Raw genomic sequence first — 16039 nt, forward strand, 5'->3', positions numbered from 1 at the left:
ACGCTACTTGCCATTTTCGTGTAGATACGCGAGTAAACTTGCCGTATACCTACTAAAACTCACCCGTTCATGGTGTGATGGTAGGTAGTAGATTTTAGGAGGCCGCTTTGGAACACACACTGCCCAACTGGACACGAATTGAAGGCGTTATTATTGCCGAACACCTGGATCCGAAGGTGGTTGCCGACTTCATTACAAAAACCAAAGTGGTTGCGACAATCGACTGGTACGATCGCACGCCGAACTTGATGGGCCTAACGCTCGCGGAAGAAGGCGGACGCCTGGCCGCGGTGAACGATGCGAACGAAATCGCTCCGGTGGTTGAGATTGAAGATTTCGCGCTTGATCTTGCCAACGAGTTCAATGCGGAAGTGATGATCGATGAGGTCAGCGCGGATGCTCTTCCCGAAGATGCCGAAGTTGGTTCAGACGCGCCGGAGCTGGCCGAAGAGCCAATGAAGATCGTAGAGCTGGTGAAGATTCCCGAATCTTCCATCCCGCTTGCGGCCGCTCTCCTTGGCATTGATGTTGCTTCTGTTGAACTTGATAACGGCTGGCAGGCCTTGGCGTATGACGCGCAGTATGCGCAGAACGTGGGCGACTTTGGGGAGTTTCCGCGCGTGACGCTAATGGCGTCGGGTGATGAGTTCTTTGCCAGCCTCGCCGTTGATGATGATGACGAGACGGAAACGATTTACAACTGGTCGATGTCTACGAGGACGCTCGCGGCAGGCCACAGTGGCGACAAGATTGGGGCTGAGGCGGAGGAGCTCGTTGGAGCTACTTCGGACTTGCGTCGGATTGCCGAGGCCGTGCCGGGTGCGGACGTGGCTGCGGCGGAGGGCACCGCTCAGTTGCGCGGGTCGCGTGCAGTTGCCAGTTTTGTCAGGGCGCTTGGCGTGCCATCGCAGATCGCAACCTACCTGGTAGAAGACGAGCCAGCTGATGATATTCCGGGCCTTGAAATGCACTATGCGCGCGGTATTTCGAATGCGATTGGTCGTAGCGTGGACAGGATTTTGCTGGAGCCAGAATCTGCAAGCAACCCGGTTTGGGAGACCTACCATAAGGTCGCGGTTGAACAGCCCAGTATTGTGCGCGTGATCGCTAGTGTTGAGGCCGCGATTGGTGCCACGCTGGTGGTAAACGCTTTCCGTAGTGCAAAGCCGCGTTCAGGTTGGGTAAAGCTTGGCGGTGTTATGGGGTCGATGATGCTAATCGACTCGGTTGCCGAGGTCATGCTTTCGAAGTACCTGATTGAACGCACTAAGAAGCGTAGGGGCGAGTAGCTTAAGAAAAACGTTGGGGGCGAACCGGATGGTTTGCCCCCAACGTCTTATCGAGTTAAGTTCTGCTCTGACCCTAGCCGTTATGAACGCTATAGGCGTGTGGCTGGCCGGGCTATCGGTTTGAGATTGGGCGGGCAGAGCGCGATTCTTGCGGGAAGTCTTGCGCCTTGTCGGTAATCACAGAATGCGCGCCCCAAGAGCCGAGCTGAGCAGCTCGTTCAAGGTCGTTAACGGTCCACACGTTCACTTGGAAACCGGCCTCGGTCATGGTTCGCATGGCTTCTTCGGTTAGGTCGCGTTCACACGGGTGGATGGCAACCGCCTCGAGTTTGGAAGCTTGTTTTATCCATTTGTCTACCTGCTCCATGATGGGAGCTCCGGTGGGTTCGAATAGGCAGGTGCGGCGGTACTGCGGCGCGCGCGCCTTTAGCGAAGTAAGTAGGTCCATGTCGAAGCTGGAGACGAGGATCGAGTTGGGATTTTCTAGCTTTGCAAGGGACGCGATAACGGCGTCGATCAGGGTGTTGCGTAGCTCGAAACCGGCCTTGGAAGGCTTGATTTCTAGGTTTGCTTCCATACCCGTGCTGTTCAGCAGTTCTACTACGGTAACAAGTTCGGGGATACGTTCGAACGTGTAGGTGGGGGAGAACCATTTGCCGGCATCCAGTTTACGGATGTCTTTGAACTGTAGGTTGTAGTATCCGCCTTTGCCGTTGGTGGTGCGGTCGAGACGGTTGTCGTGGATAACTATGACGGAGCCGTCTGCGATTACGTCCACGTCGAATTCGAACGAGGACACTCCGTGATCGATGCATTTGACGAATGCGGCCATCGTGTTTTCGGGTGCCAGTGAGCTCATTCCGCGGTGTGCGATTACTGGTGGGTAGTTCACGTTGCCTCTTTCAGTCTTCTAGGGTGTGTTCGTCATTTGGGTCAAGGTCAAGCAGTAGGGCCTCGTCTCGCCTGGTGGCAAGAATGTTGTCGATGTAGGACTGCGCGGCTTCTTCGAGCGGCACGTCAGCGCCGCGTTGCTCTGCAAGGAACCAGCGGTGTTCGAGGATCTCGTGGAAAATCTGTGCCGGCTGTAGTTTAGCGCTGTATTCGGGAGGAACAGAGCGTACGGTCGGCTCGAATACTTCGGTAAGCCACCGGTGGGCTACGAGTTCGAGGGGTTGGTTTTCCTGCCCGGTGACAGCACGGTAGGTTGCCAGGTCGTTGAGCATCCTGCGAGCCTGCTGTTCTTGCACGTCGAGGCCGGTTAGGCGCATGATCTGGCGGTGGTGGTGGCCGGCGTCAACAACTTTTGGTTGCAGGATGATTTTGGTGCCGTCCGGGGTTTGCTTCATGGACACTTCGCCAACATCGAATCCGAGGTCGTTGAGTTTGCGGATCCGGTTGGTGATGCGCCAGCGTTCGTCGTCAGAGTAGACCTCTTCTGCGGTTAGCTGGTTCCAAAGCTCGTGGTAGCGCTCGTAAATGCGATCCCCGATTTCGATGGCGTCGGAGTCTTCGGCAAGCATTCCACCGGCCTGCAGGTCCATCAGTTCGCCGATGATGTTGGTGCGGGCCAGGTCCACGTCGTAGTTGCGTTGGCCGGAAGTGAGGCTGGGGTGCAGTTCGCCGGTTTCTGCGTCTACGAGGTATCCAGAGAAAGCGTCTGCGTCGCGGCGGAACAGCGTGTTCGAAAGGGAGACATCGCCCCAGTAGAAGCCAAGTAGGTGCAGGCGTACTAGCAGTACTGCGATGGAGTCGATGAGGCGTTCAGCGGTTTCGGGCCTCATGGATTGTGAGACTACCGCGCGGTAGGGCAGGGAGAACTGCAGATGTTCGGTTACGAGAGCGGGGGTGAGCTCCTCGCCATCTGGCGACTTGCGTCCGGTGATTACCGCTGTTGGGATTACCGAGGGTGCACCCAGCCGGTTGAGGTCTCGCAGCAACTGGTATTCGTGGTAGGCGACGGTTTCGCCGATCTCTTTAACTGCGATTACTCGCCCGCCGAGGTTAACGAATCGGACGACGTGGCGGGAGATTCCTCGAGGGAGTGCGGCAAGTACGGATTCGGGCCACTCTTCCAGCGGGGTTTCCCAAGGAAGGTCAAGTAGTTCTGGATCCAGATTTGCAGCGGTGATCTGTAGGGATTGTCGCATGGTTATATCTTGTCAAAAAGCGCGCCAGATTAAAAAGAAATACAAACTGAGGGAGCTTCCGGTTGGGAAGCTCCCTCAGTCATGTTCACTTATCGTTGTCCGGATTATGAGGGAAGACGCATGCCAGTGGACTTAGAGAAGTTGTGCTGCTGGCCTTCGCGAATACGGACGTGGACGATGGAGCCCTTCGGGGGCGCCGTGCGCGGAGCGGTGCGGATGATGATCTGATCCGTTGCTTCGTCGTCCGGGTTGGCGTCGGTGCCGGAGCCAAGACCGCCGCCACCAACGAGCTTGCCGTACATGTAGGAGTCAGAGCCGAGCTCCTCAACAAGGTCGATCTCAACCGGAATGGTGTACTCGCCCTCTTCAACGATTTCTAGTGCCTCGGGACGGAAACCAACTACAACTTGGTTGTTGTCTTCCGGCGTCAGGGCCGCGATCGTTGCTTCGGATAGCTTCACGTGCGCCTTGCCGAGCTCCGCGTAGCCGCCTTCGCGGTTAACGGTGAAGGTACCGAGGTTCATTGCGGGAGAACCGATGAAGCCTGCAACGAACTCGTTTGCGGGCTGCTCGTACATTTCCTGCGGGGTGCCAACCTGCTGGAGGACGCCGTCCTTCAGCACTGCGATGCGGTCACCCATGGTGAGGGCCTCAGTTTGGTCGTGCGTAACGTAAACGGTGGTTACGCCAAGAGAGCGCTGTAGCGAGGCGATCTGGGTACGCGTCTGAACACGCAGCTTCGCGTCAAGGTTCGATAGCGGCTCGTCCATGAGGAACACCTGCGGCTTACGAACGATTGCGCGGCCCATTGCCACACGCTGACGCTGGCCGCCAGACAGTGCCTTCGGCTTACGGTCTAGGTAGGGGGTGAGGTCAAGAATCTCAGCGGCTTCTTCAACGCGCTTGTTGATTTCTTCCTTCGGGGTGCCAGCGATCTTTAGCGCAAAGCCCATGTTGTCGCGAACCGACATGTGCGGGTACAGGGCGTAGTTTTGGAACACCATTGCGATGTCGCGGTTCTTAGGCTGCATGTCGGTGACGTCGCGGTCTCCAATGAAAATGCGGCCGGAGTTCACGTCTTCCAGGCCAGCGAGCATGCGTAGCGTGGTTGACTTACCGCAACCGGAAGGTCCTACTAGGACGAGAAACTCGCCATCTTCAATCTTGAGGTCGAATGCATCAACTGCGGGACGATCCATACCCGGGTAAATGCGGGTTGCCTTATCAAAAGTTACGGTTGCCATATTTATTGTCCTCCATCGGCAGGTACGTGCCGAACGATCCGTTGTGAAGAGGTGCTAACACCATTGCCAGCACGGCTCTGTCTCGCCTATTGAGCTAGAACTAATCTGACATTAGCACAGCTAGGGGCAAATGAGTAGGGACATTGGGCCTCGACTTTATGTTTTGGAAACTTGGTTCCGAATGCTGGTTGTAGCGGGGTTCGCCGTGCCTCGTGTATTGCATTTGATTGCGGGTAGAGTTTTGGTGATGGACGTTGCAATCCCAAAAGCTGGCGAGGACATCGGTGGATACCGACTGGTGCGCCCCCTGGGTAAGGGGGGCGCTGGAATTGTGTGGGAAGTTGAAGATGGTGAGGGCGCTAGGTTTGCCCTAAAGCTGCTTCATCCCGCGATTGCCGCTGACCCGTCCAGCAGGGTGCGTTTGGCGCGCGAGGCCGCGGTGTTGAACCGTATCCGCACAGACGGGGTTGCGAACGTTGTTGATTTAGAGACAGAGGCGGCGCAGCCCTTTGTAGTGACTGAGCTCGTTGACGGTCTGGATCTACGTGAGGAGATCAGAGTTGGAGGGCCGTTCGCATTTGCGGATGCGCTAGAAATCGCTCGGTCGTTGCAGCAAACGCTGAGCGCCGTGCACGCTGCGGGCGTGATTCACCGAGATTTGAAACCGTCGAACATCATTTTGGGTGCAACGCAGCCGGTTCTGATTGATTTTGGCATCGCCCAGGCGGACGAGGACGAGAGGCTTACATCCACGGGCTTAGTGTCCGGCACGGTTGGCTGGGTGGCTCCGGAGGTGATGCGCGGGCGCGAGCCTGACGAGGGGTCTGACTGGTGGGCTTGGGCGGCGATCTTGCTTAATATGCTCACGGGTCGCGCCCCGTATGGGGCGGGAAGCCAGGACGTGGTGTTGTCTCGTCAAATGGCTGGCCAGCTGGATCTTGCCGGGTTATACCCTCCTCTTGCGCACATTCTGGAGTCTGCTCTGGCGCAGCGTGCGGACCGCCCGAGTCCGGCTGAAGTCTTGCAGCGTCTTGATACCCTCGACCCTGATGTTGTGCAATCTTGGACCGGCGAGGACGGCGGGGGAATCGAGCAGACGGCGCTACTGAACGCTCCCGAAACGGATGGGGATTCCCAAAGGGAACCCACTGCTATTTTCCCGACCAATGTTGAACCGGGCGAGTCTAGCGAGGAAACCAGCTTGCTGTCCGCTCCACCCCAGGACCACACGAGCGTGCTTCCCACTGACCATGAAGATGACGTAGCGCAAACCGCTTTATATCCCGCCGCCGGTGAGGCAGTGGTTACCTACGTAGCCGGGCAGCCCGGTGGCGTGCCGGTTCCGTATCAGCCGGGCCACCCAGGAACATTACCTTCCGAACAATACGAGTATCCGCCGGCCTCGCAGCCCTACCAGGGCTACCCGCCTGCGCCGGGCTATCCGAATTCGGGGTGGGATGCGGTGCAGTACAGCTACTCGGCCCCCTCGAACGCATTTGTGTTCTCCCTGTGCGTAGCAAGCTTCCTGGCCGCCCTGCCAGTTTCGCTCGGCATCGTTGGCGGCGTACTTGCCGTGGGCGTGCTCCTCATCATGGAAACGGTGGGCCGCTCGCGGGTGTGGCGCGAAAAACGGCGCGTTAGGGCGGGCGAAAAGCGCAGTGGTGACAACTGGCTTGCCGCTTTGAATGGAGGATTGCAGTGGATCCCCGCGGCTGGTGCTCTCGCGTTTAATCTTGCGTTCGCAGTTTTGATTGCCGGGGCGGCGTGGGCTCTTTACAGTGTGAATAACGGCCTTCCTCCGCTAGAAAACCCTTACATGACGATGCTAATGGGGGTGCCAAGCGAACCGGATCCTGTTTTGGGAGCACTGCTCTGGGGTTCGAACATGTTCGCTATTTTGCTTGCCCGCGTGGGGGCGGGCGGAAATTTCCTGCGGGAGGGCTCCTATGCGACGGCCGGAGCGATACCGCGGGTTGGCAGGGTCATTCTGTCCGTGCTTGCAGTGATGGCTGTATTCCTCCTCGTCGGAGCGGCATTGTAAAACTAAAAGTGTGCGCTCCATCATGCACTTTTAGGGGCGGGCGGGTGTGCGCATTTGCGTGCTTCCCGTTACTCTTTTAGCAAACGTTGAATCGAGGGGGAAATGGCAATAACTCCGTCATCTAAGGACGCGGCTCGCATCAAAGCACAGGAAATGCGCCAGCAGCAGGCGCAGAAGGAACGTAAGACTCGCGCGATTATCATCGCGGTAGTTGGTACTTTGCTGGCGCTTGCGATTATTGCGGTCATTTGGGTGGTTAACTCAGCAAGATCTAATGAGGATCAGGTTATGACCGGCGAGTTCACGCCGATCGTGGTTTCTTCAAAGGGCGTTGGGGTTGCAGACCCTAATGCTCCGGTGGTTCGTGAATACTTCGATTATTCTTGCCATGCTTGCGCAAATGTGGATGTGTTGCTGGGCTCGAAGCTGTGGGAGTCGGTTAAGGATGGCGAGATTTCGCTTGAGCTTGTTCCGGTTGAGGTTGTTCGCATGCCGTGGCATTACGCGATGACTAGCGCCGCCTACCTCGTTTCGCAGGAGGAGCCGGATAAGTTTGAGCAGCTTCACCACGCCTCGTCTGAGTTCTTCAAGAGTCAGTTTGATGGTGGTGACGGTTCGGTTATTCAGGACGAGGCCGCCTCGCTGGCAAAGGTTAAGGAGCTTGCTACCCAGGTGGGGGTGAGCCAGGCCGTGGTGGACAAGATTAGTCTTGACGGCGCGAAGGGCGTTCTGGAGGCGAATACCACCGAGTGGAAGGATTCGCAGGTGGAGGGTCGTGAGAAGCTGGGCACGCCTGAGTTTGTAACCGGTGGTAAGGCCGTGCAGCTTAGCGGTCAAACGGCTGATGAACTGGTGAATAGTATCCTGACTGCCGCTAAGGGCGAGTAATCGTATGTGACAATGAGGGCCACTTCATGGCAAACTAGTGGCCGCGCCACCTTAGCTCAGTTGGTAGAGCACCCGCCTTGTAAGCGGACGGTCATCGGTTCGAGTCCGATAGGTGGCTCCAATAGGAAGCTCCGCCACAAAAATCGTGGCGGAGCTTCTATATTCTCCTAGAGATGTGGCGCGACTACAGGTGTCACGTAGCCAGGTGTTGGCTATTTAGGACCGCGGCAGAAAACCCGCGCAGTTTACCGGCAGTGTCCGAAGGGCCGGCCGGTGATGCCGACTTATAATTTCTCGTCTTGCTGGCGGTCGGCTCTGCCTGCTCTCGTTTCGCGGTGAGAGTCATAGAAGGGAGAGCGCTTAGCGAACTCCTCATTCATCAGCTCGGCGCCGTCACGCTCAACCAGGGTTTGTTTGCCAGAGAACATATTTACGCCTAAGCCCAGCCGGTCGCCCTTAACCTCGGCTCCGATAGCAGTGAGGATTGTTGGGAACATGTCGAAGGCAGAGAATTCACGGTTCTTCGTTACCGAGTCAGGGAAGTCGGTGCCAGGCACGGGATTCAAAATCAGGTTCACGATAGTGCGGTGGTAGTTCTTGTCCCACCCTTCGAAGAACTTTTTGTCCATAGACCGGTGATCGCCAGTGACCACAATGGTGGTGTTGGATGCCCAAGGCTGTTCTTGGATCCATCGAATCAGCTTCACAGTTTCGGCTTGCGAGTAGTGGATCACGTTTGCGTACTGGGAGGCGAACGGCGCTTCAGTCATGTTCTCAGACACGTAACCGTCTGGGAAGTGCGTATCACCGTTCTCGACGATCATGTAGAACGGTTTGTCCTGGCTCCCCAGTCTGGCCAGTTCTTCTTTGGTGTATTCGTAGAGTTTGTCATCCTCCACGCCCCACCAGACGAAGTAGTCGTGCTCGATCTTGCCGTCGGCAACAAAACGGGCGCGGTCGTGAATATCGAAACCTCCATGCCGCTGGTAGTACCTGTCCAGTCCGCCCCAGGATGCCGTTGAAGCTTGCATGAATGTGGTGTTGTAACCACCTTTTTTGAGGATGTCGCCAATGGTTGTGAAATCTGGGTAGGAGAAATCGCTACCTGCTGTTCCGGACGCGAGCATGGGTACGCCGGCTTGCATTGCGATCATGCCGGCCACGGAGTGGCCGGTTGCGTACAGCTGGTCAGGGCCTCCAAATTTGTCGGTGTTTGACCAGGAGATTCCCGTCTCGCTAAGCGCCGCAAGTTCGGGCATTAGATTTTGATCCATGTAGCCGCCCAAATCTTTGGAATAGTAGGAGTTCTCAACCGACTCCATGTAAATGTGCACCAGGTTGCGCTTGTGGGCGGGTAGCTTCACGTTGTCCGCGGTGGGAGCAACATAGTTGTCCTCCAAATAGCTGGAGGTGGTGAAGAATAACTGCGCTGCTTCTTTCATAGGTAGCCTCGCGTAAGAGTAGGCAAAAGAGCCTGCAAGGAGGGCAACAATGCTCACGAGGGCTACGCCGCGCACATGCGTTATTCGCCAGGTTCGAGCCGCTGGCATCTTGATGTGAAGATCAGAGCGGATGAAACCGATGCTTGCTCCTACAAGTGCAAGGAAGATGGCGGGGGCCACGATTTCGTTTAGAAGTGCCAGATCTTGCGCGTCGGTGGAGGCATCGCCAGCTGCTGTGAGGATGAAGATGAAGCTCGGGTCTTGAGGGATTTCCCCAACGTTATCTTCAAGCCATTTGGGAATGAAAAAGAACAGGCCTGCGAGCAGTCCAACAATGGCGCCTATGAAGGTAGGGAACAGGCCGCGCCAGTTCCAAGGCTCGCTCTTTTTAACTAAAATCCCGTGCGACGTGAGGACTTTCAAGAGTAGAAGAACCACTATGCATAGCCCGAGGATAATAGCGGGGTACCCGACGTAGAATTTGGGTGAATGCGGGGCGCCATAAATAGTGGTGCGGCCGGTGAGTATTAAAGCGAAGAATGCCAGGGCATTAGCGGACACGCCAACGAGGGTGCCGCGGATAAAAGATCCCGTAGAGATCCCAAACAAATATAGTGCTCCGGCTCCAGCCGCAAGACAGGTCAGTATCTGCAACGCAACAATCATAAAAATGAATTCTACATTAAGATTCTGTAAACATTTGAAGCCTATCGCTGGCGTTGAAAAATGGATTGCTTAGTGTCCTGCCGAACCGAGAGGGGGGAGCGCTGTCTATCTGCGAGTTAGTAGTTCGAACGCGGTAACGACGTGTTTTTGGCGGCCGTCCTCGAGGGAGGAGGCTGGCCCAAATAGTTGGTTTAAGGCAGTGCTCGCAATGGTCCCCATGTGTGGGTCGATGGTGTCGAATGGCGGGGTGGCAAACTGAGCCTCTTCAATGTTGTCGAACCCGACGATAGGGATACTTCTATCGCGGGTTGAGTCGTTTGAAGCTAGAACGGGTAGAGCGCCTAACGCCAGCGTGTCGGAGAAACAGAGGATGCCATCAAAATAAGTGTTTGAATCAATGATGCGTTGCAAAGCGCGTGCAGCTTCGCCGCGGTTGAAGTCAATCACGGTACCAATCAAATTCGGATCCAGCGGTATCCCGGCGTCAGCTAAAGCTTCTTCGTATCCTTGAAAGCGAAGTCTTGAGGTAGCCTGTGTACGGTCTTCTTGGTGGCCCAATACGACGATTTTCTGCGCGCCTTGTTTTAGGAGGTGCTCGGTTGCCACGCGGGCTGCTTCGATGTTGTTGAATCCGATTTGCAGGTTGTAGCCGTGGCCGCTGAACTCGGATGCGTATTCTCCGAGAAGCACAAGCGGGAGTGTGGAGTTACGGCTCCGCAGGTCGGCCTCTGTCAGGGCTAGCGGGGAGCAGATGATCGCGTCGATGCCTGGGAGGTTGTGTCCTTCAATTGCTAGTTTCTCGCGGCCCCGTTCGCCGCCCGTTTCGGTAACCAGTACGAGCACGTTCATTTTTTGTGCGCAGGTAACGAAGGATGAGGCTAGTTCAGCGAAGTATGGTTCGCGTAACGTTGGGACGGTAAGTGCGATCATCCTCGAAGATCCTTGCCGCAGGTGTCGCGCTGCTAGGTTTGGGCGATAATCCAGGCGTTTTATGGTTTGTAGGATCTCTGCACGCATGGCCTCGGAGACGTTGCCTTTGTTGTTGACAACGTTTGAGACGGTCTTTGCGCTGACTCCCGTCTCTCTTGCTACATCCATAAGAGTGACGCGCTTACGTTCTGCCCCCAAGGCGTAGTCCTCCATTTGATTGGGATATTGCGAAACCCACGCACTTACTATAGTCTGTGATCAACTCTAGTTCATCGTTGAACTAAAACTCCAGACCGTCCCGAACGGTCAAAAGTTTGGTGGTTCAACGTTGAACTATTCGGTTAGGTTTTATTCTCCAGCGATGCCAGAAGGCGGCAAAATGAGAGAGCTATCTCGCGGTTTGAAGCCGTACCTGTATGTGGCTCCGATAGTCCTCATATCGGGCGTGCTGATCTACTTCTTTATTGCGTTTACGGTGTTCACATCCTTCACGGATTGGAATGGGCTGACAAAAATGAACTTTGTCGGTCTAAGCAATTACCGTGAGCTTTTTAGTGACAGCACCTTTTGGGTGGCGTTGAAAAATAACGTCATCTTCATGGTGGTAACAGTTTTTATCCAAGTGTTCCTTGGTCTTGTGGTTGCAGTAATCTGCGCTGAGAGACTTCCGGGTTCCAACTTCTTCAAAGCGGTATTCTTCCTGCCAATTTCGATGGCGCCGGCGATTGTTTCAACGGTTTTCAAATACATGCTCGAAACAAACTACGGAACGTTGAACGAAGCGCTGCGCTCGCTTGGCCTACTTGGTGAGGGGGAGGTAATCCAGTGGCTCGGCGCAGATCTAGGGCTCTGGAGCATCGTCGCTATCAACGTGTTCCAGTGGATGGGATTTTCGATGATGATCTATTTTGCAGGCATCATGCAGATTCCGGCCGAACTGTTCGAAGCTGCGGAACTTGATGGAGCAGGATGGTGGAAACGCTTGTTCCACGTGGTTATCCCCTCGCTACGCGGGGTAACCGCAACGCTGATAGTTCTAGGTATCGTCGGATCCTTGAAAACCTTTGACATTGTCTGGCTGACCACCGCGGGTGGTCCTGGGGTATCCACGCAGTTCCTCACGACCTTCTTGTACATGGAGAGGGCCAACCGCCAAGCCGGGTACGCCTCTGCTATCGGTACAGTCCTGCTAGTTATCGCCCTGGTCTTGTCCGTGGCTCAAATGGTGTGGGCGCGGCGAAAGGATGCGAGGTAAACAATGTCTCGTCACAGACTAATTCCCACTCTGGCCAAGTATGCCGCTCTGGTGTTCCTGCTTGTCATTTGGATGTTCCCTATCGCATTGGCAATCTACAAGTCGGTGTCGGTAGGAGGTGTTGAAAACTACGCGCGAGTATTGCGCCACGACACTTTCAACTACTGGCAGGCCATTGGTAACTCGGCTCTTATGGCGATGATCTCAACGATTGTGATTGTGATAATCGCATCGCTCGGTGGCTACGCGTTTTCGAAGATGGAATTTAGAGGCCGCAAAGTCCTCTACTCCGGGCTGATGGCATGTCTTGCAGTGTCGATCGCGTCCGTGGTTACCCCGGTTTTCTATGTCTTTAACTCGCTGGGGCTTCGAGACTCTTACACGGGAGTCATCATCCCTATGATCTCGTTTAACGCCATCATGATGCTGATGATTATGAAGACACATTTTGATGGGTTGCCAAACGAGATCATCGAGGCAGGTCTTATTGATGGGGCGAGCCCGTTTGAGATCTTCCGAAAGATCCTGATGCCAATTTCTGGCTCTTCCGTAGCAACTATTAGCGTCCTATCTTTCGTCTATACCTGGAACGAGTACTTACTGCCGCAACTGCTGATGAAGTCTGCAACTAAGTTCCCGGTAACTAAAGCGATTTCACTGCTCCAGTTTGACAGGATGAGTCAGCAGGACATCTCCGTTCTTTATGCGGGGCTGATTTTGATGACTTTGCCAACGCTACTCATTTATCTGTTTAGTCAACGGTTCTTACAGTCCGGCATGACGAGCGGGGCGGTGAAGAGCTAATGGCAAAGAAGCAGTTTACGAATCCGGTTCGCTATGTAGATGGTTCGCAGCATACAAACCCGGATCCTTTTGTGATCAACTTTGCGGGCACCTACTTTTGCTATTCCACGGGGATCGATGGCGTAAACCTGAGCGTTTCTAAAGACCTCGTGACGTGGGAGCACAAGGGGTTTTGCTATCGCGAAGATGGCCGGGATTCGTACTGGGCTCCGTGCGTGGTTTATAGAAACGGCGTTTTCTATATGTATGTTTCTAACCGCCCTGCGGGCGAGACGGATCCTCATTTTCAACGAATGAGAGTGGCAACCAGTGAAACACCTGAAGGCCCGTTCGCTTTCCATTCCCAGATGCTGGATGAGTTTGCGATAGATGCGGACGTCGTCACGGGCAATGATGGTGAGACCGTAATGTTTTACGCTTCTAACGAGCTGACGAGCCAGTGCAGCGATCTGATTGGAACCAGCGTTGTGGTTGACGTGATGCCAACGCCGTTTACTTTAAGAGGCAAGCCGGTTCCTGTGATTGTCCCGAGCATTAAAGAAGAGATGTTCGAGGCGAATCGGTTTGGTGACGGGCGAGACTGGTACACGATTGAGGGCAGCACCTATTTCACGGATGGCGAGTTTGCCTACCAAACTTATTCGGGGAATGCGTACGAGAATCCCGACTATTTCATTGGCGTGACGCGGGCGAAAGTTAAGCCTGCAATCGCGCAGATGGAGTGGACTAAGCAACCTTCCGATGATGTTTATACGCCGCTGATCAGGCAGTCTGACCTGGTTGAGGGTACTGGGCATAATTCCATTGTTAGAGGCCCGAATTTGTTGGATAGGTGGATTTGCTATCACGGCCGTGATCGCAAAACGCTAAGAGACTTCTCGGTTGAGCAGCGGCAGTTCTACCTGGATCGCATTTTCATTGCAGGCGACGAGGTGCTCTGCTGCGCGCCTACAAGCCAGTCCCAAGACGCTCCTAATATGGCCACGATGTCAGGAGTTGGATGCCAGGCGGAGAATAAGAAGCCGCTCGCGGAATTTGTGGGTGACTTTATCGCTGAACTGTACTTGAAGAGTGAGGTTGGTCAAGCGGCGGGTGAATGCCCCGAGGTGGGGTTCAGTCTAAGCGCAAACGATGCTTGGATGCGGTTTGCTGTACGTGATACCGAGGTTGAGTGTTCAACCAGTGACGGAGAAGTTCAAAACTTCCCAGTTCCGGTTGACATGGATCTGAGTGTTTGGCAACCCTTCAGGATCTTGCGCTCGCAAGGGCGTGTAGCCCTCCTCGTAGGGGAGGTGGAGCTTCTTTCCATGCCAGATTGCATGACCGGCCAGTCTTGTGATTTTCGGATCAGTGGCGGGGCAACGCGGTTGTCTTATTGGCGCTTAACACAGTTGTTTGAAGCCTCGCGGGCGGAACTTGACTCAAATGGTTACCTGCGTCCTGCTGAATCGTCGCTGACAGGTGGGGGAGTGCGTGAACTTTCGCTTCCGCTTGAGGGCGAATGGCAGGTCGAGCTGTATTTCAATGGTAAGGCTCCGGACTTTATCCAGCGGGATGGGGAAGAATTCGATGTCCGCGTGGTGAATGGTCGAGAACGTAGTGTTATCACCTTTGCGGTGAACTTTAGTTCGCTTGCTTCGGGTCGAATTCGAGGCGATTTGTCAGGTATTGCAAGATGCCTGGCAACAAAGATTTCATAGGTACAAAAACAAAGGAGAAACAAGTGAGAAACGGATTGTCTGCAAAGCTTGCAGCGATTGCAGTTGGTTCTGCTCTCATCATGACTGGCTGCGGCGGTGCAGGTAGCCAAGACGAGGGTGCGGCTGGCGACAAGGTGGAGTTGAGCTTCCACACGTGGCTACCTACTCAGGTTCAGTGGCCTGAAATTATCGAGGCGTTTGAGAAGGAAAACCCGAACGTAACGATCAACTACACGCGTGAAGAGGACTATGACAAGTTCCGCACGAATCTTGACAATGAGATTCTGGCAGGGGAAGTCCCAGACATTTACGGCATCCAAGTTGGTGCGTCGTTTGATGACTACGCTGAGTTTGCGAAGCCGGTAGATGAATACGCTACCGATTGGATTGATAAGGTAAGCGACGTTGCCGTTGAAGAGACCAAGACGGAAGACGGCACGCTGGCTGCGGTTCCGATTTTGAACGCGGGCATGGAGTTTTACCTATACAACAAGACTCTGATGGACGAGATCGGCGTGCAGCTGCCGAAGAACTACGACGAGCTGGTCCAGGTCAGCAAGACCGCGGCAGATGCAGGTTATTCTCCATTTGCCATGGGAGCTAGCGATACTTGGCACGTGGCTGACTTCTTCGTCTGGCTAAGCAACCAGTACGGCAATGGCGATGACATTTACAAGGCTGCTAACGGAGATATTCCATGGGATTCGGATTCTTTGGTAGCGGCCGCTACGGATTGGCAGAAGCTGTTTGCTGATGGCGTTTTCCAAAAGGGTGCGGTGACTACTAACACGTACCCGCAGGCTCGTGATGACTATTTCTTGGCTCGTCGCGCAATTGCTATGCCTACCGGATCTTGGCACGTTGGCATGGCTCTAGAGGGGCCGGATCAGGAGCAGCCGGGTTCTGCGATTGAGGCAGACGAAGTCGGCATGGCGGCATTCCCACAGATTGGTCCTAACCCGGGCACTGCAACCACTGGTGTTGACTTCGCTCTGGCTGTTTCGTCGGAGCTGGATGGCGCAAAGCTTGAGGCAGCTGCAAAGTTTGTGGAGTTCATGGCTGTTGGTCAGGGCCAGCAGATTTGGGTCAACACGCTTCAAGGCTTCCCGGTTGCTAATGACATTAGCGTCCAGGTAGATCCGGCTGAGCCCGAGTTGGGCCAGGAATCGCTAAAGCTCGTCGATGAGACGCTCGCGGGCGCAAAGTACGCTCGCAAGCTGTCGGTGCCCGGACACGAGTCGCTTCAGGATGATCTTGGCATTGTGCTCCAAGAAATTGCTGATGGGGCAGATCCCAAGGCGTCGCTTGCAAAGCTGAACCAGTAAGGTACGGCTGTATGGCTCAACTGAGTTTGTAAGTTGTAGCTAGCATAGCTCCGGCAAAAGGGGGATCGCCCTCTACCGCAACTGCCGGATGATAAGTGGAGGTTGGTCAGCCAAAAGGCTGGTCAACCTCCACTTTCTATCTTTGTGGAGCAGGGTGCATGGACGCGCTGCCCTGGTCTGCTTGCAGATACTGCTGAATCACGTGGGGCTTCGATTTGTGGGCGAGTAAAAGTGCTTGACAATCCGTATGTGAGTGTCTAATTTTTAAAGTATCGACGCGCGTCGATCAGTCAGTGTTTGTGTCAACC

General features: G+C 54.8%; 12 protein-coding genes and 1 tRNA gene. 8 read left to right on the forward strand and 5 right to left on the reverse strand.

Annotation, left to right across the window (positions count from 1 at the left end; genetic code table 11):
- The first annotated feature begins 107 nt into the window (after positions 1-107).
- Positions 108-1289, forward strand: a complete 1182-nt coding sequence (locus HMPREF1628_RS06180; protein WP_052038937.1) for a hypothetical protein — start codon at positions 108-110, stop codon at positions 1287-1289.
- A 112-nt stretch (positions 1290-1401) separates the two neighbouring features.
- Here the strand turns inward: HMPREF1628_RS06180 and HMPREF1628_RS06185 are convergent, their stop codons facing one another.
- The 3 genes from HMPREF1628_RS06185 to HMPREF1628_RS06195 form a co-directional block, all read right to left on the reverse strand.
- On the reverse strand, positions 1402-2181 hold the full coding sequence (locus HMPREF1628_RS06185; RefSeq protein ID WP_034509523.1) for a glycerophosphodiester phosphodiesterase family protein: 780 nt from the start codon (positions 2179-2181) through the stop codon (positions 1402-1404).
- 10 nt (positions 2182-2191) lie between these two features.
- Positions 2192-3436, reverse strand: coding sequence for a DUF4032 domain-containing protein (locus tag HMPREF1628_RS06190; RefSeq protein ID WP_034509525.1), 1245 nt, complete (start codon positions 3434-3436; stop codon positions 2192-2194).
- A 104-nt stretch (positions 3437-3540) separates the two neighbouring features.
- Positions 3541-4680, reverse strand: coding sequence for an ABC transporter ATP-binding protein (locus tag HMPREF1628_RS06195; protein WP_034509526.1), 1140 nt, complete (start codon positions 4678-4680; stop codon positions 3541-3543).
- 130 nt (positions 4681-4810) lie between these two features.
- Here HMPREF1628_RS06195 and HMPREF1628_RS08680 point away from each other — a divergent pair, with 130 nt between their 5' ends.
- From HMPREF1628_RS08680 to HMPREF1628_RS06210, 3 genes are all read left to right on the forward strand, one after another.
- Positions 4811-6721 (forward strand): serine/threonine-protein kinase, encoded by a 1911-nt coding sequence (locus HMPREF1628_RS08680; RefSeq protein ID WP_084703282.1) that lies wholly within the window; start codon positions 4811-4813, stop codon positions 6719-6721.
- Positions 6722-6823: 102 nt separating this feature from the next.
- Positions 6824-7609: a DsbA family protein gene (locus HMPREF1628_RS06205; RefSeq protein WP_034509527.1), complete on the forward strand. Its 786-nt coding sequence runs from the start codon at positions 6824-6826 to the stop codon at positions 7607-7609.
- Between the two features lie 45 nt (positions 7610-7654).
- Positions 7655-7730: transfer RNA gene (locus HMPREF1628_RS06210), tRNA-Thr, on the forward strand.
- Positions 7731-7893: 163 nt separating this feature from the next.
- Here the strand turns inward: HMPREF1628_RS06210 and HMPREF1628_RS06215 are convergent.
- The gene (locus tag HMPREF1628_RS06215; RefSeq protein ID WP_034509530.1) at positions 7894-9717 is read right to left on the reverse strand and encodes an LTA synthase family protein; all 1824 of its coding nucleotides are present in this window, start codon (positions 9715-9717) and stop codon (positions 7894-7896) included.
- Positions 9718-9822: 105 nt separating this feature from the next.
- Positions 9823-10860: a LacI family DNA-binding transcriptional regulator gene (locus tag HMPREF1628_RS06220; RefSeq protein ID WP_052038939.1), complete on the reverse strand. Its 1038-nt coding sequence runs from the start codon at positions 10858-10860 to the stop codon at positions 9823-9825.
- A 166-nt stretch (positions 10861-11026) separates the two neighbouring features.
- Here HMPREF1628_RS06220 and HMPREF1628_RS06225 point away from each other — a divergent pair, with 166 nt between their 5' ends.
- Genes HMPREF1628_RS06225 through HMPREF1628_RS06240 form a run of 4 tightly spaced genes read left to right on the forward strand, consistent with a single transcriptional unit; the run spans position 11027 to position 15731 of the window.
- Positions 11027-11902, forward strand: coding sequence for a carbohydrate ABC transporter permease (locus tag HMPREF1628_RS06225; protein WP_052038944.1), 876 nt, complete (start codon positions 11027-11029; stop codon positions 11900-11902).
- A 3-nt stretch (positions 11903-11905) separates the two neighbouring features.
- Entirely contained in the window at positions 11906-12706 is an 801-nt protein-coding gene (locus HMPREF1628_RS06230; RefSeq protein ID WP_034509534.1) for a carbohydrate ABC transporter permease, read from the forward strand.
- Positions 12706-14406: a glycoside hydrolase family 43 protein gene (locus HMPREF1628_RS06235; protein ID WP_052038940.1), complete on the forward strand. Its 1701-nt coding sequence runs from the start codon at positions 12706-12708 to the stop codon at positions 14404-14406. The genes HMPREF1628_RS06230 and HMPREF1628_RS06235 overlap by 1 nt, the downstream gene beginning before the upstream one ends.
- Before the next feature lie 23 nt (positions 14407-14429).
- A complete protein-coding gene (locus HMPREF1628_RS06240) occupies positions 14430-15731 on the forward strand; it encodes an ABC transporter substrate-binding protein (RefSeq protein ID WP_034509536.1) in 1302 nt (433 codons plus the stop codon).
- Positions 15732-16039 lie beyond the last annotated feature (308 nt).

Source organism: Actinomyces sp. S4-C9 (assembly GCF_000758775.1).
In the GTDB taxonomy this organism is placed as follows: domain Bacteria; phylum Actinomycetota; class Actinomycetes; order Actinomycetales; family Actinomycetaceae; genus Gleimia; species Gleimia europaea.